Source organism: Propioniciclava sp. (assembly GCF_047602245.1).
Lineage (GTDB): Bacteria > Actinomycetota > Actinomycetes > Propionibacteriales > Propionibacteriaceae > Propioniciclava.
The window spans coordinates 2,093,107-2,115,510 of sequence record NZ_JASGHT010000001.1 but is presented as its reverse complement, the minus strand read 5'-3'; the positions used below and the strand labels follow the sequence as shown (position 1 = coordinate 2,115,510).

Here is a 22,404-nt window from a genome sequence, read left to right as displayed (position 1 = left end):
GAACGGACGCCTCAGGCGTGGGGCAAAGCACCCAGGCCGCATTCGGGGGCGTCGGCGACCAGCACGGCCATGATCCGGGTGTGCTCGTCCGACAAGGGCGGGAACTCGCCCTCGGGGAAGAAGGCCACCTCGGTGTTCTCGCCGTCGACCGGCCGCGGGTCGCCGCCGAGCCAGCGGCAGCGGAAGATGTGGTTGATGTAGCGGGTCTGATCGCCGTTGGCGTAGGTGACCAGGTCGGTGACCGACTGCCAGACCAGCCGCTCGACCTCGACGTCGATCCCGGCCTCCTCGGACGCCTCGCGCACCGCCGCCTCGGCTGGGTGCTCGCCGGGGTCGACGATGCCGGTCAGCACCGACCATCGGCCGTTGTCGGCCCGGCGGACGAAGAGCCATTCGGTGCGCCCGTCCGCACTCAGGCGATGGATACCGGCCGCCGATCCGGACAGCCACAGCGGCATCGATCCGACGTGGGCGCGGAGCTCGAGGATGAAATCGGGAGTGGCCATGCGGGGATCACCTCGGGGTGTGCGGGGCCGCCGGCCGCGGCCAGGATGGGTGAAACAAGGGTGAAGCGTGGAGCCACCTTGGGGAATCGAACCCCAGACCTACGCATTACGAGTGCGTCGCTCTACCATCTGAGCTAAGGTGGCGCGGCCCGTGCGAGCGGGCCGGGGCCCAACTCTAGCAACGGGTGGGCGCTGGCGTGAAACCGGGCCGCTGGTGGTCGCGGACGCTCAGCCGTCGGCCCGATCGGCCGCCCGGCGCGCGGCGAAGCCGCGGTCCACCGACCAGCCGCCGGCGCCGACGAAGAAGAACACCAGACCGGCCGCGGCCAGCAGCAACTCCAGTTCGCCGAGGAACCCGGGCTGCCCGGCCGGGAAGATGCTCCACGGCCCCCACAGCACGAACCCGAGCGCCCCGCCGGTGACGAGGGCCACGCCGAGGCCCGCGACGCGGGTCAGCGCGCCGAAGAGCAGGGCGATCGCCGCCAGCACCTCGGCGGAGCCGATCACGATGGCCATGATGTCGGGCGCAGGCAGGACCGTGGTCGCCAGCATGGTGGCGGTGCCGGGAATATCGAGCAGCTTCTGGACGCCGTGGTACCCCATGATCGCCGCCACGACGAGCCGGAGCAGGAACAGCCCGAGCGAACCGGCGAACTGGTCGGTGCTGCGCTGGATCACCTTCACCGGCTCTGCCGCGACCTGCGTCGCTGCTGCCGCGGGCGCACCCGCCTCGGAGGAATGCTGCTGGTAGACGAGCGACGGATCCTCGCTGGCCGGTGAGAGCGCGGCCATCCGGGCCTCGCGGCGCGCCTGGCGCTCGGCGACCAGGCGCTCATGCTCGGCGCTCACCGCGGCGGGCACGAGCGCGGCGTCCGTGCCGGCGGGGGGTTCGCCCCCGTCCGGCTGCTCGGTGGCGCCGGGTGCTTCGGCGTCCCAGGTGTGAGACTGATCCGCAGACTCGGGGTGCTCGTCGGTGCGGTCGTCGACCATGAGGAAGTCCTTTGCTCGAAGGCGATGGGGTGTATCCATCGTCCCAAAGCTCGGGGCCGAACCCTCGCAGCGACACGGGTTCAGGCGGCGTGCAAGCCGATCATCAGCGACTCCATCGCCAACTGCGGGGCGACGTTGGTCTCCAGCGCCTGCCGGCAGGCAAGGATGGCGTCCAGGCTGGCGATGGTCTGCTCGGGCCGGGTGCGGCCGGCGACGGCGGTGAGATCGTCGATCACGTCGGCGTTGATCAGCCGTTGCGAGGCGTTGGTCTGCAAAGCGAACACGTCGCGGTAGTAGCCGGTGAACTCGGTGAGCACCCGGTCGAGCGCATCGCGCTGGAGGCGCTTGGCGCGCGCCTTCTGCTGGTCCTCCAGTTCCCGCAGGGCCGCCTGCGCATGCCGCGGCCGGGCCCCCTTGGCGCCCATGCCGAGGGCTTGCGAGAGCGCCTGTTTCTCGCGGGCGTCGAGGTCGGCGGTGGTCGCGGACGCCTCCTCGGACGCCGCGGCGACCACGCTCGCCGCCGCCTTCAGGCAGGCGCCGAGCGTGGACAGCTGGGCGGGAATGGCGAGGATCTCGGCGCGCCGGTTGCGGGCGTCCTCGCTGCGGGCGATCGCGCGCGCCCGTCCGATATGCCCTTGCGCCACCCGCGCGGCATGCCCGGCCATGTCGCCGGGGACGCCGTCGCGTTCGGCCAGCAGCCGCGCGATCGCCGCCTCGCTCGGGGTGGACAGTTCGACCCGGCGGCAGCGGGAACGGATGGTGACGATCACGTCGTCGGCGGTGGGCGCGCACAGCACCCACACGGTGCGGGCCGCGGGCTCCTCGATGGCTTTCAGCAACGCGTCCGCGCCACGCTCGGTGACCCGGTCGGCGTCCTCGACCACCAGCACCTGGTGGGGGCCCGAGGTCGGGTTCATCGCGGCACGCCGGACGAGGTCGCGCACCTCGTCGACGCCGATGGACAACTGCTCGGTGCGCACCAGCGTCACGTCGGGGTGGGCGCCCGACAGGCAGGTGCGGCACACCGTGCATGCGCCGCAACCACCCTGGGCGCATTGCAGTGCCGCGGCGAACGCCTTGGCCGCGTTCGAGCGGCCCGATCCAGGTGGCCCGGTGATCAGCCAGGCGTGCGTCATCGCGTGCGACTCCCCGCACACGGCCCGGCGCAGCACCTCGACCGCGCGATGCTGGCCGACGAGTTCGGCCCACACGCCCTGGCCCACCGGCGGGGACGTCTTCACACCCGGCTGCGTTGTCGTCATGGGATCAGTCTGCCCGGGGTGTCTGACACTTCGCCTCCGGCGAGATCCGGCACCGTGCCTCCGGCGAGATCCGGCACCGTGCCTCCGGCGAGATCCGGCACTGCACCTGAGGCGACATCCGGCACCGCGCCTGAGCCGCCCAGCAGCGCGGCGACGCGCGCCCGGATGGTCTCGTGCAGCGCAGCGATCGGCTCGCGGGCCGGCAGCACCAGGTAGCGCTCCGGGGCCTGGGCGGCCAGGTCGAGGAATCCTTGACGGACGCGGGCGTGGAAGTCGGTGCCGGCGGCCTCGATCCGGTCGTGCCCACCGGTTTCACCGGCCGACGCGAGGGCGGTGGCCGGTTCCAGGTCGAGCAGCACGGTCAGGTCGGGGGTGAGCCCCTCGGTGGCCCAGGCGTTGATCCGCGCGACCTCCGCGGCGTCCAGCACCCGGCCGGCACCCTGGTAGGCGAGCGTCGAGTCGACGTAGCGGTCGCAGACGACCACCGCGCCGCGCTGCAGCGCCGGGTGAATCAGGGCATGTACGTGCTGGGCACGGTCGGCGGCGAACAGCAACGCCTCGGCCTGCGGGCCTAGGCCGGTGGTGGCACGACTGAGCAGGATCTCGCGGATGCGCGCGTTCACCGCGCCGTCGCCCGGCTCGAAGGTGCGCACCACCTCGCGGCCCTGATCGGCCAGCCATCCGGCCAGCAGGCCGGCCTGGGTCGACTTGCCGACCCCGTCCCCGCCCTCGAACACCACGAAAGTTCCGCTCACGTAGGTCATCCTAAGCGCGACTACGGGGATGAGTGAGCGTCACGATTCGGGAACGCTGCCGGCGAAGGCGCACCGGACGGCGGAAACGGTGCCAGCCTGGTCGGGTATCGGCGTTTCCTGACTCGCACGGAAGGACATCTGACATGACTCATTCGCAGACCAGCGGCGGCGCACCGGTCGAGAGCGACGAGCATTCCCTCAGCGTCGGACCCAACGGCCCGCTGCTGCTCCACGACGCGCACCTGGTGGAGACCCTCGCGCACTTCAACCGGGAGAACGTGCCCGAGCGGCGTCCGCACGCCAAGGGCTCGGGCGCGTTCGGAAAGTTCACCGTCACCGACGACGTGTCCGCCTACACCAAGGCCGCGGTGTTCCAACCCCGCACCGTGACCCGCACCCTGCTGCGGTTCTCGACGGTGGCCGGCGAGTTGGGCTCGCCCGACACCTGGCGCGACGTGCGCGGCTTCTCGCTGCGCTTCTACACCACCCAGGGCAACTACGACCTGGTCGGCAACAACACCCCGGTCTTCTTCCTGCGCGACCCGATGAAGTTCCCCCATTTCATCCGTTCGCAGAAACGGCTGCCGTCCAACGGCCTGCGCGACAACACCATGCAATGGGATTTCTGGACGCTGTCGCCGGAGTCGGCGCACCAGGTCACCTACCTGATGGGCGACCGTGGCCTGCCGCGCACCTGGCGCCACATGAACGGCTACGGCTCGCACACCTACCAGTGGGTGAACGCCAAGGGCCAGCGCTTCTGGGTGAAGTACCACTTCCACACCCAGCAGGGGATGAAGTTCTTCACCAACGCCGAGGCCGCGAAGATGGCCGGCGAGGATGCCGATTTCCATCGCCGCGACCTGTGGGAGGCGATCGCGCGCAAGGACTACCCCAAGTGGACGCTGTCGGTGCAGATCATGCCGTACCAGGAGGCGAAGACCTACCGGATCAACCCGTTCGATCTCACCAAGACGTGGCCCCACGCCGACTACCCGCTGGTGCGGGTCGGCGTCCTGGAACTCAACGAGAACCCGGCCAACTTCTTCGCCGAGATCGAACAGGCCGCATTCGCGCCGTCGAACCTGGTTCCCGGCATCGGATTGTCGCCCGACAAGATGCTGCTCGGCCGCGCGTTCGGCTACGCGGACGCCCACCGCTACCGGATCGGGACGAATTTCCACCAGCTTCCGGTCAACCAGCCGCAAGGGGTGAAGGGCGGACGGGCCACTAATCAGTGGATGTTCGACGGCAACATGGCCTATCACCATTCCGGCCATGCCCCGGTGTACGCGCCCAACTCGTTCGGGCGTGAGTCGGCACAGGCGCAGGGCAAGGTCGCCGAAGGCTGGGAGTCCGACGGCGAGATGGTGCGCCAGGCCTACACGCTGCGCGCCGCCGACGACGACTTCGGCCAGGCGGGCATCCTGGTCCGCGAGGTGTTCGACGCCGCCGCGCGTGACCGCCTGGTCGAGACGGTCACCGGCGCGCTGGCCGGAGTGTCCGGCCAGGTGCTCGACCGGGCGATCCGGTACTGGAAATCGATCGACAAGAACGTGGGCGCGCGCATCGAAGCCAACGTGCGCAAACGCTGATCCGGACGCCGCGTGTGCGCTCTGGTGCTGCATTACCTATCCCCTGGGGTATGAAAAGCGACACCAGACCGCACCAGGCCGGTGCCCCGCTCGCGGACGGGGCGTCCGCGGCACCGGATCGTCCTTGAGACGTCTGTTAGCGTCCCAAGTGTGAATCTGTTCGTCGTGTCGATGGCCCTGCGCAATGCGGATGGGCATCTGCTGGTCGTCCGCAAAACCGGAACCTCCACCTTCATGCTGCCCGGTGGCAAGGTCGAACCGGGCGAGACCCACCTGGAGGCCGCCGTCCGCGAAGTCTCCGAAGAGGTCGCGTTGACGCTCGATCCGGCCGGGGTGGCTCTGCTGGACCGGTTCTCGGCCGATGCCGCCAACGAACCGGGCTGGACGATCACCTCCGACGTGTTCACCAGCCCATTCTCGGGCGAACCCGCGGCGTCCGGCGAGATCGAGGAGATCCGCTGGCTGCCGCTGGCGGACGCCGTGACCGCGGCCAACGGCGCGCCCGCGGCGTCCGGCGAGCGGTACGACGACCCCGGGTCGCCCTGGGCGCTGGCACCGCTGATCGTCGAGCACGTGATCCCGGCGCTGCTGGCGTCCGACACCCTCGCCCTCCCGGCTCCGGACGCCGGCACCGGCGCCTCGCCGTCCGGCTCCATTCCCGCCTCCGGTCTGCCCGCCGTTGCGCTGCCCGCGGCGGTGGCCGGCAACCCGCCGGCGTTAGGCGTCCGCACCCTCGTCGAGCACGGCCTGCGCGCCGCCGAGGCGAACGGGGTGGCGATGCCGACGGACGCCGCCATGCGCGCCTTCGTGCGCAAGATGCGCGACGACTTCACCCGGTTCATGATGGAGTACCAGTTCGCTGCGGACGAGGTGATGACGAAGGTCACCATCCTGCGCGAGGAGTTCCTGCACCTGCACCGCTACAACCCGATCGAGCATGTGAAGTCGCGGGTGAAGACGCCCGAGAGCATCCTCGACAAGGTGGTCAAGCGGGGCATCGACCCGTCGTTCGAGTCGATCCGGGCCAACATCACCGACATCGCCGGCATCCGGATCACCTGCAGTTTCATCGCCGACACCTACCGCATCCTGGAGGCGCTCACCTCGCAGCACGATGTGCGCGTGCTGAAGGTCAAGGACTACATCGCCAACCCGAAACCGAACGGCTACAAGAGCCTGCACGCCATCATCGAGGTGCCGGTGTTCCTGTCCACCGGCGCGGTGCCGGTCGCGGTCGAGGTGCAGATTCGCACCATCGCGATGGATTTCTGGGCCAGCCTGGAGCACAAGATCTTCTACAAGTACGACGGCGACGTGCCCGCCGACCTGGCCGCCGATCTCGCCGCGGCCGCCGCGGTCGCGGAGCATCTGGACCGCCGGATGGAGCAGTTACACACCCAGGTCCACGGCGATCCCTCGGCACCGGCCCCGGACGAGGCCGCATCCACCGTCGACGACGCCGTCTTGCGTCGGCTGTGGTCCCTGGCCCGCCGAAACGAAGACGGGAATTCGGACGACGCGTAGAGCACGCTTGGCCCCCGTACGCACCCCCACCTCGAGGACAGGCGCGTCCCGACCACCCGAAGCACTCGATGCGCGCGCCCGAACGGTGTACTTACCATCCGGCACTAACACGCCCTCGTCTGACTTACCGTCCCACGAGACCCAATGGTCAGGATCGGCCGCGCGCGACACCCCGTCCTCCAGCGTCCGCACGACCACACCGTCGGTATCATGCACCGTTACGGTCACCCGTGCAGGTTGCGACACGTTGTACATCCATGACGCTACGTCGTTCTGCCCATCACCATCGGGCGACAGGGATGAGGGCGAAGAATCCCACCACCACAGCACCGGCACAGTGGACAATTTCACCGGGACCTCGGGCAGCACCCACGCATGCGAGGCACCGAATTCATCCAAATAATACGCGGTCACAGCCAGACCATTGGCACCATCGAGACAATTCCGCGTGCCCAGAACGCCACTGAACGTGCCGTCCGCACGACGCGCCGCACCCAAAGAAGACCAGTTCATACTCGACCGGCACGACACACGCACCTGATTCACAGCAACACCCACAGTGGGGGTCACCACCCACGACAGACGCTCACCCGACAATACGTCACCCAGCGCAGGCGACGTCAGGACTGCTGGGATCCGCGTATCCACGCCCACTCTCAGCTCTCCCGCCTCGCCGTCCCCTGAAGCATTCGAAGGCTGAATTCGCACTCGATACACACCATCGGGAACGACCACACCCGCATCCGACTTCCCATCCCATTCAGACCAGTAGTCGGCAGTGTTCGGATGCCATACTTTGTTCTCCAAAGTGCGCACCACCGTGCCACTTCCGTCAACCACCGTCATCGTCACGTACGCAGGCTGCGAGAGACGATACCGCCAGGACTTCACGTCATCCTGACCATCGCCGTTCGGCGAGATATACGACGCAAATTGCATGATCTCGACCCCTGGGAGAGCCACTACAGTGACCGGAACTTCAGCGGCCTTCCCCACGATCTCAGAAGTGCCCCACACCTCGTTGCGGACATAGAGCGTTGCGATCAAAGCGTTGGCTCCGTCACGACATCTCGACACATCGAGAGTTCCGGAGAACCGTCCATCTGCATCCGGCGACCTTGACATGCTCCCGCCGGAGCCTGCCCGGCAACCCACACCCACTTCATCCACACGCACACCCGGCGTGATCTCCACCACCCATCGGACGCCGCCCGCCACGGTCACGCCGGCATCCGGCGAGACCAGAGCAGCAGGCACCCTCGCATCCACGCTGACCTCGACACGCGGCGCCTCACCAACTCCCATATCATTCGTTGCTCTCGCTCGTACGCCATAAACGCCGTCCGGCACGACCGTGCCGGAATCCGACATCCCGTCCCACGTCAACCAGTAGTCGAAACCGCTCTCACGCCGGACCTGGCTCTCCAACGTCCGCACCGTTCTCCCATCGGCGTCGACCACCACCACGGTGACGTCCGCCTGCCTCGTCACGAAGTAGCTGAAATGAACCAGATCACCCCAGCCGTCACCATTCGGCGAAAGCCGAGACTCCGCGTGAGCCCACAGCAGCGACGGAGCAATGGACACAACCACAGGAACGCTCGGCGACCTCCATCTCTTTTGCACACCAAATTGATCATAGAAATGAACGTCCATCACAACACCATTAGGGCCACCGTCACAGCTCCGCAAAGTCATTTCTCCGGCAAACGATCCGTCCGCGCGCGGGGTACCCGAATAGTCCCATCCAAGAGGCGACTCGCAGGACACCGATACACCGATCACCCGGATGCCCGGCGTGGGCTTCACCACCCACGGCGCCTCATCGGCCGACAATGTCACACCGGCCTCCGGTGAGATCAAGACGGCCGGAGGCCGGGTATCCACCCCCACCTCGACTTCCACTGAACCGGCTCCCGAATCATTCTCTACCAGCCCTCGCACCACGTAGACTCCATCTGGTACGACGACGCCATCGTCGGAGCGGCCATCCCACGAGAACTGATACGTCTGCCCGGGCGAACGAGACACCCTGCTTTCCAACGTCCGCACCACGGCGCCACCGGAATCGGTCACCGCCATGGTGACGAAACCCTTCTGAGAACAGAAGCCCCTCGTTGGGCATGCCAGAAAGCTTAAGAGAGCACACCGGCTCGGGGTGGGGAAAGTCCTTACTTCCCAAGCGCGAGGCCACGCCACGAAGTACAACCGCCTCTGAGTTCACTCATTCGGCGACGAGAAGTCAGCGAGGCGTGATCAGCCGCTCCAGCCGCCCAGCTATCACGGCGACATCTTGAAGGGAGCCGTCCGCGACCGCCAGAACGAGGGCGACCCGCTCATTCTCGGTGCCGCCCAGCTGCCAGCCGTTGAGGCCATAGAACAGTCGCACCGCTACCCAGCCCAGGCGCTTGTTCCCGTCCACCAGGGCATGGTTATTCACCACTGAATCCAGGAGCGCCGCGGCCTTCTCGTGGATGGTCCGGTAGGCATCCTCACCGAATACCGTGACCCGCGGCCGGGCGAGCGCGGACTCCAACAGCCCGATATCGCGGATCTCCAGGGAATCTCCGAGCAACGCCCGTGCCACCACCAGCAGGTCCTCCAGATCGAGATAATCGACCTGAGCCATCACTGCGCCAGGCGCTGGATGACGCCGGCGTCGTCCGCGATGATCTCTGCCAACAGCTCATCGCGGAGTCGCGTGCGGCGGCTCGCGTACTCATCGACGGCCTTGATGGCAGCCGCCTGCATCGACAGGCCGTCGTGCGCCGCCGCCCGTCGAAGTCGCTCCGTCTGGTCAGGAGAGAGTCGCAGTGTCATCGCCATAGCCACATGATACCGCCCGATACCATCTCTGCACTCATGGCTTCGGGTGGATACGGCTCACCGGAAGGCGCGGCTGATGGCGCCGGTCAGCTGCCCGCACTGCATCCATAGCGCGTAGCGGTACAGCGGGCGCATCACCCATCCCATCACGCGCCGCACCGGACGCCGGGCGGGGGCCGAGGTCAGTTCCCAGGCGGACCTCAGCCGCAGCTGGGTTCCGCCGGGTGCGGGGGCGAGCTCGATCCGGATCCGCCGGGTGTTCGCCTTCGGCGCGTCCATCCAGGCGAAACGCCATTCGAGATAGCGGTGATCCTCAAGGCCGGTGACCTCCACCATCGCCGTCTGAAACGCAGGCTTCACCCCGACGGGCTTGCCGTCGGGTCGCTGCTGGGGCGCGTGCGCCAGCCAGGTCGCCCCGACGCCGATCTGGTCCGGGGTGTCCTCGACGCTTCCGGTGCCCGGCTCCCATTCCGGCATCCGCGCGGGATCGGCCAGCAAGGCCCAGACCTGCTCGACCGGCGCCGGGACGAAGCTCTCCGAGGTACCGGAAAGGGGCTCCGGCTCGGCGGCGGGCGGCGTCTTCACCGAGGAACGCTCGGCCTCGTCCAGCCGCGCCAGGACCGCGCCGGGCGTGGTGCCGAGGCGGTGCAGTACCTCCTCGATGAAGCCGCTCGACTCGGTGACGAGTTCGCGCAATACCGCCGCCGCGTCGCCGCGCTTCTTACCCTCGGTGCCGCGCCTCATGATCTCCAGCGCCCGGGGGCCCCAGTCATAGGTGCCGGACTCGTGGAACCTGATCCTTCCCGGTGCCGGCGGCTCGGCCGTCACACCGAGGGACGCCAACTGCTCGGCATGCTGGGCGGCGATCGCCTCGCGTGCGCCCTCCAGGGTGAGGCCCAGGCTTCTCAGCGCCTGGCCCGCCACCTGCTCGTTGATCACCAGCGCGAGCAACAGGTGATCGATGTCGACCTCATGCTGGCCCAGGCGCGAGGCCTCCTCCATCGCCGCCACCGACAGCGTGTGACTGGTGGCTGCCGCCGCGATGAACTTGCTCATCTGTTCCTCCTTTGAACCGGGATCGACGGGTCGATCCGCTTGGCGTACTTCTTGTGCACGGCCTGCCGCGACACGCCCAGCGCATCCGCGACGCCCTGCCAGCTCATCCCCGCTCGCAGCCCGGCTTCCACCTGGGCCAGTTCGAGACGTTCGGTGAGCGCACGGAGCGAGGCGACGGCCCGCAACCCGGCACGCGGATCGCGGGTGTCCGCCGCGACTTCGACCACCTGCAATGACTCCATGCTGTCAACTTAGATTGCTAATGCGATGATGTCAACCTTGATTGCTAACAGGGCCGGGGAAGCCTTCGGACCAGGTTGTTGTCGTTTTCAGGCGGGTCTTCGGCCTCAGTCCGAGTCGGAACCACGTTGTGGTCGTTATACGTCCGATGAAGGGCTCTCATAACGACCACAACGTGGTCCTGACGTAGATCCGCCGCCGAGCACCACCTGAAAACGACCACACCTGAGTCCCACTCGGGCCGGCAAGATCACTTCCTCGGAATCAAGCGCCCGTCGTACAGCAGCACCCGGGCGCGAACGCCACCCTGACAGGTGACCACAGGGTTCGAGGCCGAGCAGGTCATCTCGTACCACTGATCGGTGGTCGGAGAATAGGCCTGCACCGCTCCGGGGCGACCGTGGTGGCCCCGCACAGCGGACAGGTCCTCATCTGAAGCTACTTCTTGGTGGCCGTCTTACGAGTCGTCGTCTTCGTGGTCGTCTTGGTCGCCGCGCGCCGGGTGGTCCGCTTCGGGGCTGGGCCCTTGGCGCGCTTCTCCGCGAGCAGTTCGGCGGCGCGCTCCAAGGTGATCGCCTCGACCGAATCGGCCTTGCGCAAGGTCGCGTTGAACTCGCCGTCGGTCACGTACGGGCCGAAGCGGCCGTCCTTGACCACGACCGGCTTGCCGGAGACCGGGTCTGCGCCCAGTTCCTTGAGCGGGCCGGCCGCGGCGCGGCGTCCGCGGGCCTTGGGCTGGGCGAAGATCGCCTCGGCCTGCTCCAGGGTGACGGTGAACAGCTCGTCCTCGTTCTCCAGCGAGCGCGAGTCGGTGCCCTTCTTCAGGTAGGGGCCGTAGCGGCCATTCTGCGCGGTGATCTCGACACCCTCGGCGTCGGAGCCGACTACCCGCGGCAGGCTGAGCAGCTTCAGCGCATCCTCCAGCGTGACGCCGTCCAGCGACATGTCCTTGAACAGCGAGGCGGTGCGCGGCTTGGCCGACTTGGGCGAGCCCTCGGGCAGCACCTCGGTCACGTAGGGGCCGAAGCGGCCGTTGCGGGCCACGATCGGATGCCCGGACGCCTCGTCGAGGCCCAACTCGCGCTCGGCACCCGACGGGGTGGCGAGCAGTTCGCGGGCCTTCTCGACGGTCAGTTCGTCGGGCGGCAGGTCCTCGTCCACGTTGGCGCGGTTGCCTTCGGCGTCCTCGACGTAGGTGCCGTAGCGGCCCACCCGCACCGCGATGCCGGACGCCTCGCCGCCGACCGGCGCGAACGTCGACAGGGCGCGGGCGTCGATGTCGCCCAGTTCGCCGACCAGCTTCTCCAGGCCGTCGTAGCCCTCGCCGCCGAAGTAGAACTGCTTGAGGGTCTCGACGCGCTTGGCGTTGCCGGCGGCGATCTCGTCGAGCATGTCCTCCATGCCGGCGGTGAACTGGTAGTCGACCAGACGCGAGAAGTGCTCCTCCAGCAGGCGGGTCACCGCGAACGCCAGCCAGGTCGGCACCAGCGCCGAGCCCTTCTTGAACACGTAGTCACGAGCGGTGATGGTGCGGATGATCGACGCATAGGTCGAGGGTCGCCCGATCTCCAGCTCCTCCATCTTCGCCACCAGCGACGGCTCGGTGTAGCGCGCCGGCGGGCGGGTCTCGTGGCCCTGGGCCTCGATGCCGGCCACATCCAGCGACTGGCCGGCGGTCAGGGCCGGCAGGTTCGCGGTGGCGTCGTCGGAGGTGTCGCCCTCCTCGATGCCGACCACGTAGGCCTTCAGGAACCCGGCGAAGGTGATCGTCCGCCCGGACGCGGTCAGCCCGGCCGTGCCGACGGGCACGATCTCGCCCGAGCTGGCGTCGGTGACCTCCACGGTCGCGGTCGGCGTGGCGGTCATCGCGATGGTGACGGTCTGGCCTTCGGCGTCCTTCATCTGCGAGGCGAGGGTGCGCTTCCAGATCAGGTCGTACAGCCGCAGCTCGTCGCCGCGCAGGCCCGAGGCCTCCGGCGTCCGGAACTCACCCGAGGGACGAATCGCCTCGTGCGCCTCCTGGGCGTTCTTCACCTTCGAGGCGTAGGTGCGCGGCCGCTCGGGCAGGTAGGCCGCGCCGTACAGCTCGACGACCTTGGCGCGCGCCGCCTCGACCGCCGACGCCGCCAGCGTGGTCGAGTCGGTGCGCATATAAGTAATGAAGCCGCCCTCGTACAACGACTGCGCGACCGACATGGTGCGCTGCGCGGTGAAGCCCAGCTTGCGGCCGGCGTCCTGCTGCAGGGTCGTGGTGCGGAAGGGCGCATACGGACGCCGCGTGTACGGCTTGGCCTCCACCGAGTCGACGACCACGCCGGCGCCGGTGAAGGCGTCGGCGAGCAGCCGGGCGGCGTCCAGGTCGAGGTGGAGCGCGTTCTTGGCGGTCAGCGCGCCGACCGAGTTGAAGTCGCGTCCGGCGGCCACCTTGCGGCCCTCGGCGCTCGCCATCCGGGCGGTGAAGGCGGACGGGGTGGCGTCCGGGCCTGCGTCGAGGGTGACCTCGAGGTCGGCGTAGCTGGCGGAGCGGAACGCCATCCGCTCGCGCTCACGGTCGACCACCAGGCGGGTCGCCACCGACTGCACCCGGCCGGCGGACAACCGTGGCATCACCTTCTTCCACAGCACCGGGCTGACCTCGTAGCCGTAGAGGCGGTCAAGGATGCGGCGGGTCTCCTGGGCGTCGACCAGGTCGACGTCGAGCTCGCGCGGCGACGCCACGGCGGCCCGGATTGCCTCGGGAGTGATCTCGTGGAACACCATCCGCTTGACCGGAACCTTCGGCTTCAGCTCCTGCAGCAGGTGCCAAGCGATGGCCTCGCCCTCGCGGTCCTCATCGGTGGCGAGGTAGAGCTCGTCGGCGGTCTTGAGGGCCTCCTTGAGCTTGCGGATCGTGGCCTTCTTGTCGGCCTGCACGACATACAGCGGCTCGAAGTCGTTGTCGACGTCGACGCCGGTGCGCGCCCACTTCTGCCCCTTGTACTTAGCGGGCACTTCCGCCGCCCCGGTGGGCAGGTCGCGCACGTGACCGATGGACGCCTCGACGAGGTAGCCGTCGCCCAGATACTGGGTGAGGCTGCGCACCTTGCCGGGCGACTCCACGATGACGAGTCGGCGCTTGGTATCTGTGGCCACGATCTTGCTTCCTGCTGAGTTGGGGGTTGCGCTCGCCGCTCACGACGAGGACACGAGACGCGATGGTAGCGCTTCCGGCCAAGGCGGGCAGGACCAGGGCGCCCTTGCCGCCCAAGCCTAGACTGGCCGCGTGACTGTGCCCTGGCCCCCACCGAGCCCGCCCCGGCCGGTGTCGCGGCCGCCGTCACTGGTCGCCGTCGTGGTGGCCGTCGTGCTCGCGATGGTCGCCCAGGCGGGCACCCTCGTGGCCCTGCGCACCTCGTTCACGAACACCTGGAACCAGCTCAATCCGCCGCCCGGCGGCTCGGTGCTGCCGCCGGTTCCGGCGCGCTCGCCCCAGGTTCCCCTCCCACTCCCCGCGCTGCCCGAGCAGTCGGTGGGGCCGGTCGATCTCACCCCGGCGCTCACCCGGGGGGTCGTGCTGATCCAGGGCATGACGCCGGCCGACTCGGTGGCGGGCACGGGCATGATCGTCTCGCCCGACGGCTATGTGCTCACCAACTACCATGTGGTGCGGTCGACCAGTTCGATCAAGGTGACCATCGCCGACACCGGACGCCGCATCACTGCACAGATGGTCGGCCGTGACGCGACCAAGGATGTCGCCGTGCTGAAGTTGCCCGGCGTCCGCAACCTGCCCACGGTGACCCTCGACACCGACGACGTGACGGTCGGCGATGTGGTGATCGCGGCCGGCAACGCCAACGGCCAGGGCTACGTCTCGGCGCACCGGGGCAACGTGCAAGGGCTCGGCCGCTCGATCAACGTCAAGGGCGCCACCGAGCAGGATCCCCTGCAGCGGCTGGAGGGCCTGATCGAGACGAACGCGCCCGCTTGGCCCGGCGACTCCGGCGGGCCGATGTTCGACGCCGACGCCGAGGTGCTCGGCATGACCACCGCCGGTGGCGGCGACGACCAGGAGACGGACCGGCGCGTGTACGCGGTTCCGATCGATGAGGCGATGGCTGTGGTGAACCAGATCCTGGCCGGCGATGAGTCCGGCACGGTCGTGATCGGCCCCAAGGCTTACCTGGGCATCATCGTGGAGGCGGACGACAGCGCCGCCGTCACCGTGTCGCGCGTGACGGACGGCACCCCCGCCGCCAAGGCCGGCCTGCGGCCCGGCGATGTGATCACCGCAGTGGACGGCCAGCGGGTGCGTACCCGCGCCGAATTGTCGACGGTGCTGGACGGCATCGAGCCCGGCACCACGATCACCCTCGAGTGGACCACCGACACCGGCCAGCACCATTCCGGCCCGATCACGCTCACCGCGGCGCCGCTCAACTAGCCGCGACCTCCGGCGCGCCGAGGGATTCACAACGAGCGCGATGCTGACTCATAGCCCGCACACAGGTGCCGGACGTGTGCTGGCAGGCATGAAGACGTCAACCAAGCTGAGCATGGTCACGGTCGCCGGCGTGTGCGCCGTCGCGCTCGTCGTCCCCGCCCTCACGGCGCCGGCCGCGGAGAGCATCGTTCCCACGGTGCGGACGCCGTCGGCGTGGGTGCGCCCGGTGTCACCGGGCGGCAGCGACTCGAGCCCGGGCTGGGAGCGCGGCACCTGGCCCCAGGCCGGTTCCTCCTCCGGCGCCGGCTCGTCGGAGTCCGGTTCCTCCGATTCTGGCTCCTCCGGGCAGCCCGGGGCGGCGTCCGGCATGCAGGATTCGCCGGCGACGGCGTCCGCCACGACGCAGCCGACCGCCGCGCAGAGCCGCGGGGTCGTCCTGATCAACTCGACGATGCCCTCGGGTGAGGGGGCGGGTACCGGCATGGTGCTGACGTCCTCGGGGCAGGTGCTGACCAACTACCACGTGGTGGAGGGTTCGACCTCGCTCACCGCGACCATCGCCGACACCGGCGAGCAGTACCGGGCGACCGTGGTGGGCTGGGACGCCGCACGCGATGTCGCGCTCATTCAGCTTCAGGACGCCTCCGGCCTGGCCACGGTCACGCTGGACGACGACGACCTCGCGGTCGGCGACGCCCTGACCGCGGTCGGGAACGCCTCCGGAGGCGGGAAGCTCATCGCGGCGCCCGGTCAGGTGACCGCCCTGGAGCAGCAGGTGAAGGTCTCCAACGAGGGCAAGGCCGAGAACCTCAGTGGCGTCATCGCCACCGATGCGGCCGCCGAGCCCGGCGATTCGGGCGGGCCCATGTTCGATCACGAAGGAGAGGTGGCGGGCATGACGACCGCGGGCGGGCAGACGACGACGGCGGTTCCCGGCTATCGCGGGCGCGCGGTCGCCACGACCAATGTCAGCTACGCGGTGCCGATCGAGGACGCCATGAGCGTGATCAACCAGATCCGCGCCGGCCACGAGTCCGGAACCGTACGGATCGGTCCCCGCGCCTACCTGGGCGTCTCGGTGGCGTCGTCCTCGTTGACCGTCGCCTCGGTCGCCGACGGCGGTCCCGCCGCGGGCGCCGGGCTCACCGTGGGGTCAACGATCACCTCGATCGACGGCCAGGCGGTCACCACCCACGACGAACTCGCCGCCGCGCTCGAACCACGCGAACCCGGCCAGAAAGTGGCGCTGACTTGGCTGGACGCCGACGGCGTCCGTCACTCGGCCACCGTCACCCTCGGGTCGAGCCCGGTCGCGTGACCGGCCCCCGCCCGGGGAGGAGGTCAGGCCTCGGGCGGGTGCACCAACCCCGGCGGCAGGACGCGCAGCACCTCGGCGACCTCACCCAGCAGGGCGTCGTGCGGGTCGGAACGGCGCCACACCAGGGCGATGGTCCGGTGCGGGGCCGGATCCGCGAAGCGATGCAGGGTGACCGTCGGCGGGTGGAACACCGGGGGCGCGACCGCGAGCGCCGGCAGCAGGGTGATGCCCGCCCCGGAGGCGACCAGGAAGCGCAGGGTCTCCACCGTCGAGATCCGGGAGCCGGTCTGTTCGCGGGCGCCGGTGGTCGCGCACACCTGCAGCGTCTGGTCGCGCATGCAGTGGCCGTCTTCGAGCAGCAGCAGCGCTTCCCCGGCCAGATCGGACGCCGCGAGCGCGCTGGGTGCCGCGTCGAGCGGGTGGCCCGCCGGAGTGGCGAGCACGAACTCCTCGCGGAACAGCGGCGCGACCACCAGATCGCCGCCCGCGACCGGGAGCGCCAGCACGGCGGCGTCCAGGTCGCCTTGGGTCAGCTTCTCCAGCAGCACCGAGGAGCGGTCCTCGACGATGCCCAGCGCCAGGCCGGGCATGGCCGCTGTGAGACCCGGCAGCACGTGCGGCAGCAGGTAGGGCGCCAGCGTCGGGAAGATCCCCAGGCTGAGGCGGCCGGTCCGCGGCGCCCGGGCCTGTTCGGCCACCGCGCGCAAGGCGTCCGCTTCACGCAGGATGGTGCGCGCGTGCGCGACGATCCGGGCCCCCACCTCGGTGACGAAATGCCCGCCGGAGGTGCGCTCGATGAGCACCACCGCGAGCTCGTTCTCGATCTTCTTCACTTGCGCCGACAGCGTCGGCTGGCTGACGCCGCATGCCGCGGCGGCCTTGCCGAAATGGCGGTGGTCGGCGACCGCGACGAGGTATTCCAGATCACGAAGGTTCATGACCCGGCCCCGTCCGCGGTGCGCCGACCCTGGGTGACACTCGCCTGGCTCCCGCGCTCGCTCAGGTGCGGGCGCCCGCGGACACCGACTCGTCGGCGTCCGTCGCGCTGGTGCGGATCAGGTGGTCGAAGGCGCTGAGCGCCGCCGTCGAGCCGGAGCCGAAGGCCACCACGATCTGCTTGTACGGGCTGGTCGTGCAGTCGCCGGCGCCGAAGACGCCGGGGATCGACGTCCGTCCGCGCTCGTCGGTGACCACCTCGCCGCGCGAGGACAGCTCCAGACCACTGCTCTGCAGCCATTCGGTGCTCGGCAGCAGGCCGATCTGCACGAAGACCCCCTGGACGTCGAGCATGCGCCGCTCGTTGCTGGCGCGCTCCAGGTACTCAAGGCCGGTCACCGCGGAGCCGTCGCCGACCACCTCGGTGGTCAGCGCGCCGAGGACGACCTCGACGTTAGGCAGGCTGCGCAGCTTGCGCTGCAGCACCTCGTCGGCCGCCAGGGCGTCCATGTATTCGACGACCGTGACGTGCTCGACGATGCCGGCCAGGTCGATCGCCGCCTCGACGCCGGAGTTGCCGCCGCCGATCACTGCGACGCGCTTGCCCTTGAACAGCGGCCCGTCGCAGTGCGGGCAGAAGGTGACGCCCTTGTTGCGGTACTCGTCCTCACCCGGGACGCCCATGGTGCGCCAGCGGGCACCGGTCGCCACGATCACCGACCGCGCCGACAGGGTCACGCCGGAGGCCAGCTCGACGCCGAGGAACGGACGCCCGTCGCCGGCCGGGATCAGGTGCTCGGCACTCTGCTCGGTGATGGTGGTGACGTCGTAGGCGTCCACGTGCCGGCGCAGATCGGACGCCAGGCGCGGCCCCTCGGTGTGCGGCACCGAGATCAGGTTCTCGATCGCCATGGTGTCGAGCACCTGCCCGCCGAAACGCGAGGCGAGCAGACCGGTGCGGATGCCCTTGCGCGCGGCGTACACCGCAGCGGTGGCACCGGCCGGGCCGCCGCCGACGACGAGCACGTCGAACGGAGCCTCCTGGGCCAGCGACGCGGCGGCACGCTCGGCGGCGCCCGCGTCGAGCTTTCCGACGATCTCCTCCAGCGTCATCCGGCCGCTGCCGAAGGAGGCGCCGTTGTGGAACACCATCGGCACCGCGAGGACGCCGCGCTCCTCGGCCTCGGCCGGGAACACCGCCCCGTCGATCGCGACATGGGTGATCGAGGGGTTGACGATGCTCATCAGGTTGAGCGCCTGCACCACGTCGGGGCAGTTCTGGCACGACAGCGAGAAGAAGGTCTCGAAGTGGTGCTCGCCCTCGAGCGAGGCGATCTGCTCGAGCGTCTCGACGGCCGCCTTGCTGGGATGGCCGCCCACCTGCAGCAGAGCCAGCACCAGCGAGGTGAACTCGTGGCCCAGCGGGATGCCCGCGAAGCGGACGGAGATGCCGGTGCCGATCCGGGCGATGGCGAACGACGGCACCCGGGCGTCCCGTTCGGCGCCGGACGCCTCGCGGTAGGACACCGCGTCGCTCATCGCCGCGATCTGTTCCAGGATCCCCTTCAGTTCGGCCGACTTGGCCGAGCCGTCGAGGGAGGCGACGAGTTCGATGGGATGGACGATGTTGGCGAGCAGGGCCTTGACCTGCACCGCCAGGTTCTGATCGAGCGCCATCGAGGTCAGATCTTCCCCACGAGGTCGAGCGAGGGGGCGAGGGTCTCTTCGCCCTCTTCCCACTTGGCGGGGCACACCTCGCCGGGGTGGGCGGCGACGTACTGCGCGGCCTTCACCTTGCGGACCAGCTCGGCGGCGTTGCGGCCGATGCCCTCGGCGGTCACCTCGGTGAACTGGATGCGGCCCTGCGGGTCGACCAGGAAGGTGGCGCGGTTGGCCAGGCCCTCGTCCTCGCGCAGGATCTCGAAGTTGCGCGAGATCTGGCCGGTCGGGTCACCGATCATCGCGTAGTCGATCTTGCCGATGGTCTCCGACGAACCGTGCCACGCCTTGTGCGTGAAGTGGGTGTCGGTCGAGACCGAGTAGACCTCGACGCCCAGACGCTGCAGTTCGGCGTAGTGGTCGGCCAGGTCGCCCAGCTCGGTCGGGCAGACGAAGGTGAAGTCCGCGGGGTAGAAGAAGAAGATGGCCCACTTGCCGAGGACGTCGGCCTCGGTGACGGTCGTGAACTCCCCGCGCTGGAAGGCGGTGGCGGTGAACGGCTTGATCACGGTGTTGATCAGGGACATGGGTGTGCTCGACCTCACTCCTGGGGGACCCGGCGGCCCCCTCAATAGGCTTTATCTATTGCATTTAGGGTATCCCATACGGCTCGCCTATCGCCAATCGGGACGGATACCCACGCCGCATCGCCAGGAGGGTTAGGCTCGATTTGAACATCGTTCAATAAGGAGTGAACACTATGAACCTGGACGCCCTCGCCGACCGTGTGATCGCCGGCGGCACCGTCACCGCCGGCGAAGCGCTCGCGATCCTCGATCTCGATGACGCCCTCACCTACCCGCTGGTCGCCGCCGCCGGGCGCATCCGCCGCCACCATCACGGCACGACGGTGAAGGTGAATCACCTGGTCAACCTCAAATCCGGCAAGTGTCCCGAGGACTGCTTCTACTGCTCCCAGCGGCTCGGCTCGACCGCCGACATCCTGCGCTACACCTGGCTCAGCCAGCAGGAGGCACTGGACGCCGCCGAGGCGGGCATCCGGGCCGGAGCAAAGCGGGTGTGCCTGGTGGCGTCCGGGCGAGGACCGACCGATCGCGACGTCGATCGGGTCGGCACGATCATCGACTCGCTGAAGGCGGATCATCCAGACGTCGAGGTATGCGCCTGCCTGGGCATCCTGAAAGAGGGGCAGGCCGAACGTCTCGCGGGGCATGGGGCGGACGCCTACAACCACAACCTCAACACCGCGGCGTCCCACTACGACCACATCTGCACCACCCACGACTACGACCAGCGGGTCAGCACCGTCGAGCACGCGCGCGAGCACGGGCTGTCCGCCTGCTCGGGGCTGATCGCGGGCATGGGCGAAACCCACGAACAGCTGGTCGAGGTCGCGTTCGAGTTGCGCGCAGTGGGCGCCGATTCGGTACCGGTGAACTTCCTGATGCCGTTCGACGGAACACCGCTGCAGGGTCATTCCCAGCTCACCCCGCTGGAGTGCCTGCGCATCCTCGCCATGGTGCGCTTCGTGCATCCGGACGCCGACGTGCGCGTCGCCGGTGGCCGCGAGCAGCACCTGCGCAGCCTTCAGGCGCCGTCGCTGGAGATCTGCAATTCGCTGTTCCTGGGCGACTACCTCACCAGCGAGGGCCAGGAGGCCGGCGACGATCTGGCGATGATCCGCGACGCAGGCTTCACCATCTGGGGCCAGGACGCCGAGGACGCGGTCGCCCTGCCGCCCACACGCAGCCGCAAACGAGGGGCGGGGGCTGCCGCCTGAATCCGCCGAAGCCCTCGCCGCCTGCTACGGGGCGGCGAGGTAGCCCTCACGAATCAATGCCCGCAGTCGCGGGGTGATCTCGCCGGTGAGCGCCGCGGCGTCCACGTCGAGCAGGTCAGCGACCGCGGCGATCAGCGTGCCTGCGGGCAGGTCGCCGTCGCAGGCGCCCAGCACCGCGCCGAGCGCGGTGTCGACCTCGACGGCGCGGCCGAAGCCGTAGCGCTGCCGCAGCACGAGGTGTTCGGGGTCGGCGGCGCCGGGGCGCCCGATCGTCTCGGCGTCGATGCGCGCATCCAGCGTCCACGCCTGGGCGAGCAGGGCGGCGTCCGTTGCGGCGGCCCAGCCGGCGCCGCGCTGGTGGGCGGCGAAGGCCTCGCCGACGGGCTGGACGACCGCGTGCGGCCATTCCTCGATCCGGACCTCAGGGGTGTCGCGCCCGGCGCGATGGAGCGCGATCCAGCCCAGGCCGACGCCCTCGATGCCGAGCTGGTCGAAGTAGTCGACCCATTCCTCGTAGCGGGGGCGGTATTCGTCGGTGCCGAGCAGTCCGGCGTCGGCGAGCCACATCTCGATGTATTCGTAGGCGTCGAAGCGTTCGCGCTGCAGCACCAGGGCGTCGCAGCCGGTGGGGTCGATCCAGGCGTGCAGCCGGTCTGGCCAATCCTCCTCGCCGGTGATCGCCCAGTTGCCGAGCACCTGCAGGGTGCCGCCGGGCGCGAGACGGGCGGCACCGTCGACGACCACGCGGCGGACCAGGCCGTCGGCGGTGAAGGCGCCCTCGCGGTAGACCAGGCGTTCGCCGCCGGGCGGGCTCATCACGTACGGCGGGTTGGTGACGATCAGGTCGAAGGACTCCGCCGCGACCGGTTCGTAGAGCGATCCGGTGCGCAGGTCGAGGTCGATCCCGTTCAGGCCGGCGGTGAGTCCGGCCATCGCGACGGCGCGCGGGTTGAGGTCGGTGGCGACCACGGCGTCCGCGTGCTGGGCGAGCAGCAGGCTCTGGATGCCGCAGCCGGTGCCCAGGTCGAGCGCGCGGCCGATGGGGCGGCGGATGGTCATCTGGCTGAGCGTGGTGGACGCCGGCGAGGCGCCGAGCACGTAGTCGGGCCGGGATCGGCCGAGGTGGCCGTCGAGGTTGGGCAGCAGGTCGTTGGCGATCCAGCCGTCGAAGTTCACCCCTTGGCCTTCGGCGGCGTACGGGCGGATTTCGAGGGCGGCGCGGACGCCGTCGGCGGTGGGTTCGATGATGCCCGCGCCGGCGAGAGGGGCCGGGTCGCCGAGGGCGGCGCGCGCGGCGGCGTCCGGGACGGTCTGGTGCAGCAGGAACAGCCTGATGAGCGCCGCCTGCGGGTCGGCGTCCGTGCCCAGGGCGCGGGCCGCGGCGACGGTGGTGTTGCGCGCGAGGGCGGCGGTCGCCTCCGCGCCGATTCTGTCGGTGACGGCCTCTAGGGTGTAGCCCGCGACGCGAAGGTGGTCGGCGAGGCGTTCTGCGTGGGCGCGGGTCAACATGGTG

Annotated in this window: 17 protein-coding genes, 1 tRNA gene and 2 pseudogenes; 5 read left to right on the top strand and 15 right to left on the bottom strand. The window is 69.4% G+C overall.

What is annotated here, in order from left to right; all coding sequences use genetic code 11:
• Nucleotides 1-11 precede the first annotated feature (11 nt).
• From QM708_RS10040 to tmk, 5 genes and pseudogenes are all read right to left on the bottom strand, one after another.
• Nucleotides 12-506: an NUDIX hydrolase gene (locus QM708_RS10040; RefSeq protein WP_415107612.1), complete on the bottom strand. Its 495-nt coding sequence runs from the start codon at nucleotides 504-506 to the stop codon at nucleotides 12-14.
• A 68-nt stretch (nucleotides 507-574) separates the two neighbouring features.
• Nucleotides 575-650 (bottom strand) — tRNA-Thr (locus QM708_RS10035).
• Between the two features lie 84 nt (nucleotides 651-734).
• Nucleotides 735-1,496: a DoxX family protein gene (locus tag QM708_RS10030; protein WP_415107609.1), complete on the bottom strand. Its 762-nt coding sequence runs from the start codon at nucleotides 1,494-1,496 to the stop codon at nucleotides 735-737.
• 80 nt (nucleotides 1,497-1,576) lie between these two features.
• Nucleotides 1,577-2,758 (bottom strand): DNA polymerase III subunit delta', encoded by a 1,182-nt coding sequence (locus tag QM708_RS10025; protein WP_415107606.1) that lies wholly within the window; start codon nucleotides 2,756-2,758, stop codon nucleotides 1,577-1,579.
• A 140-nt stretch (nucleotides 2,759-2,898) separates the two neighbouring features.
• Nucleotides 2,899-3,522 (bottom strand): annotated as a pseudogene (gene tmk, locus QM708_RS10020) (dTMP kinase); the annotation flags it as partial.
• A gap of 134 nt (nucleotides 3,523-3,656) precedes the next feature.
• Between tmk and QM708_RS10015 the strand changes: the two are divergent.
• Both QM708_RS10015 and QM708_RS10010 read left to right on the top strand, forming a co-directional pair.
• Nucleotides 3,657-5,108 carry a catalase gene (locus QM708_RS10015; protein ID WP_415107603.1) on the top strand — a complete coding sequence of 484 codons (1,452 nt, stop codon included), beginning with the start codon at nucleotides 3,657-3,659 and terminating at the stop codon, nucleotides 5,106-5,108.
• A gap of 171 nt (nucleotides 5,109-5,279) precedes the next feature.
• A pseudogene (locus QM708_RS10010) lies at nucleotides 5,280-6,407 on the top strand (NUDIX domain-containing protein); the annotation flags it as partial.
• Between the two features lie 90 nt (nucleotides 6,408-6,497).
• On the opposite strand, the gene QM708_RS10005 reads toward QM708_RS10010, so the two are convergent.
• From QM708_RS10005 to topA, 6 genes are all read right to left on the bottom strand, one after another.
• Nucleotides 6,498-8,714, bottom strand: a complete 2,217-nt coding sequence (locus QM708_RS10005; protein WP_415107600.1) for a FlgD immunoglobulin-like domain containing protein — start codon at nucleotides 8,712-8,714, stop codon at nucleotides 6,498-6,500.
• 160 nt (nucleotides 8,715-8,874) lie between these two features.
• Entirely contained in the window at nucleotides 8,875-9,261 is a 387-nt protein-coding gene (locus tag QM708_RS10000; RefSeq protein WP_415107597.1) for a type II toxin-antitoxin system death-on-curing family toxin, read from the bottom strand.
• On the bottom strand, nucleotides 9,261-9,458 hold the full coding sequence (locus QM708_RS09995) for a hypothetical protein (RefSeq protein ID WP_415107594.1): 198 nt from the start codon (nucleotides 9,456-9,458) through the stop codon (nucleotides 9,261-9,263). The genes QM708_RS10000 and QM708_RS09995 overlap by 1 nt, the downstream gene beginning before the upstream one ends.
• 57 nt (nucleotides 9,459-9,515) lie before the next feature.
• The gene (locus tag QM708_RS09990; RefSeq protein WP_415107591.1) at nucleotides 9,516-10,514 is read right to left on the bottom strand and encodes an SRPBCC family protein; all 999 of its coding nucleotides are present in this window, start codon (nucleotides 10,512-10,514) and stop codon (nucleotides 9,516-9,518) included.
• Nucleotides 10,511-10,756: a helix-turn-helix domain-containing protein gene (locus QM708_RS09985; protein WP_415107588.1), complete on the bottom strand. Its 246-nt coding sequence runs from the start codon at nucleotides 10,754-10,756 to the stop codon at nucleotides 10,511-10,513. The genes QM708_RS09990 and QM708_RS09985 overlap by 4 nt, the downstream gene beginning before the upstream one ends.
• 436 nt (nucleotides 10,757-11,192) lie before the next feature.
• Nucleotides 11,193-13,886, bottom strand: coding sequence for a type I DNA topoisomerase (gene topA / locus QM708_RS09980; RefSeq protein ID WP_415107585.1), 2,694 nt, complete (start codon nucleotides 13,884-13,886; stop codon nucleotides 11,193-11,195).
• Between the two features lie 130 nt (nucleotides 13,887-14,016).
• Here topA and QM708_RS09975 point away from each other — a divergent pair, with 130 nt between their 5' ends.
• Nucleotides 14,017-15,177, top strand: coding sequence for a S1C family serine protease (locus tag QM708_RS09975; protein WP_415107582.1), 1,161 nt, complete (start codon nucleotides 14,017-14,019; stop codon nucleotides 15,175-15,177).
• 88 nt (nucleotides 15,178-15,265) lie between these two features.
• Nucleotides 15,266-16,495 (top strand): S1C family serine protease, encoded by a 1,230-nt coding sequence (locus QM708_RS09970; RefSeq protein ID WP_415107579.1) that lies wholly within the window; start codon nucleotides 15,266-15,268, stop codon nucleotides 16,493-16,495.
• Nucleotides 16,496-16,518: 23 nt separating this feature from the next.
• Here the strand turns inward: QM708_RS09970 and QM708_RS09965 are convergent, their stop codons facing one another.
• The 3 genes from QM708_RS09965 to ahpC form a co-directional block, all read right to left on the bottom strand.
• Entirely contained in the window at nucleotides 16,519-17,433 is a 915-nt protein-coding gene (locus tag QM708_RS09965) for a LysR substrate-binding domain-containing protein (RefSeq protein WP_415107576.1), read from the bottom strand.
• A gap of 61 nt (nucleotides 17,434-17,494) precedes the next feature.
• Nucleotides 17,495-19,108, bottom strand: coding sequence for an alkyl hydroperoxide reductase subunit F (gene ahpF, locus QM708_RS09960; protein WP_415107573.1), 1,614 nt, complete (start codon nucleotides 19,106-19,108; stop codon nucleotides 17,495-17,497).
• A 5-nt stretch (nucleotides 19,109-19,113) separates the two neighbouring features.
• Nucleotides 19,114-19,677, bottom strand: coding sequence for an alkyl hydroperoxide reductase subunit C (gene ahpC, locus QM708_RS09955; RefSeq protein WP_415107570.1), 564 nt, complete (start codon nucleotides 19,675-19,677; stop codon nucleotides 19,114-19,116).
• Between the two features lie 173 nt (nucleotides 19,678-19,850).
• Between ahpC and bioB the strand changes: the two genes are divergently transcribed.
• A complete protein-coding gene (gene bioB / locus QM708_RS09950; protein ID WP_415107567.1) occupies nucleotides 19,851-20,891 on the top strand; it encodes a biotin synthase BioB in 1,041 nt (346 codons plus the stop codon).
• Nucleotides 20,892-20,915: 24 nt separating this feature from the next.
• Here the strand turns inward: bioB and QM708_RS09945 are convergent, their stop codons facing one another.
• Nucleotides 20,916-22,400, bottom strand: coding sequence for a methyltransferase (locus tag QM708_RS09945; protein ID WP_415107564.1), 1,485 nt, complete (start codon nucleotides 22,398-22,400; stop codon nucleotides 20,916-20,918).
• Nucleotides 22,401-22,404 lie beyond the last annotated feature (4 nt).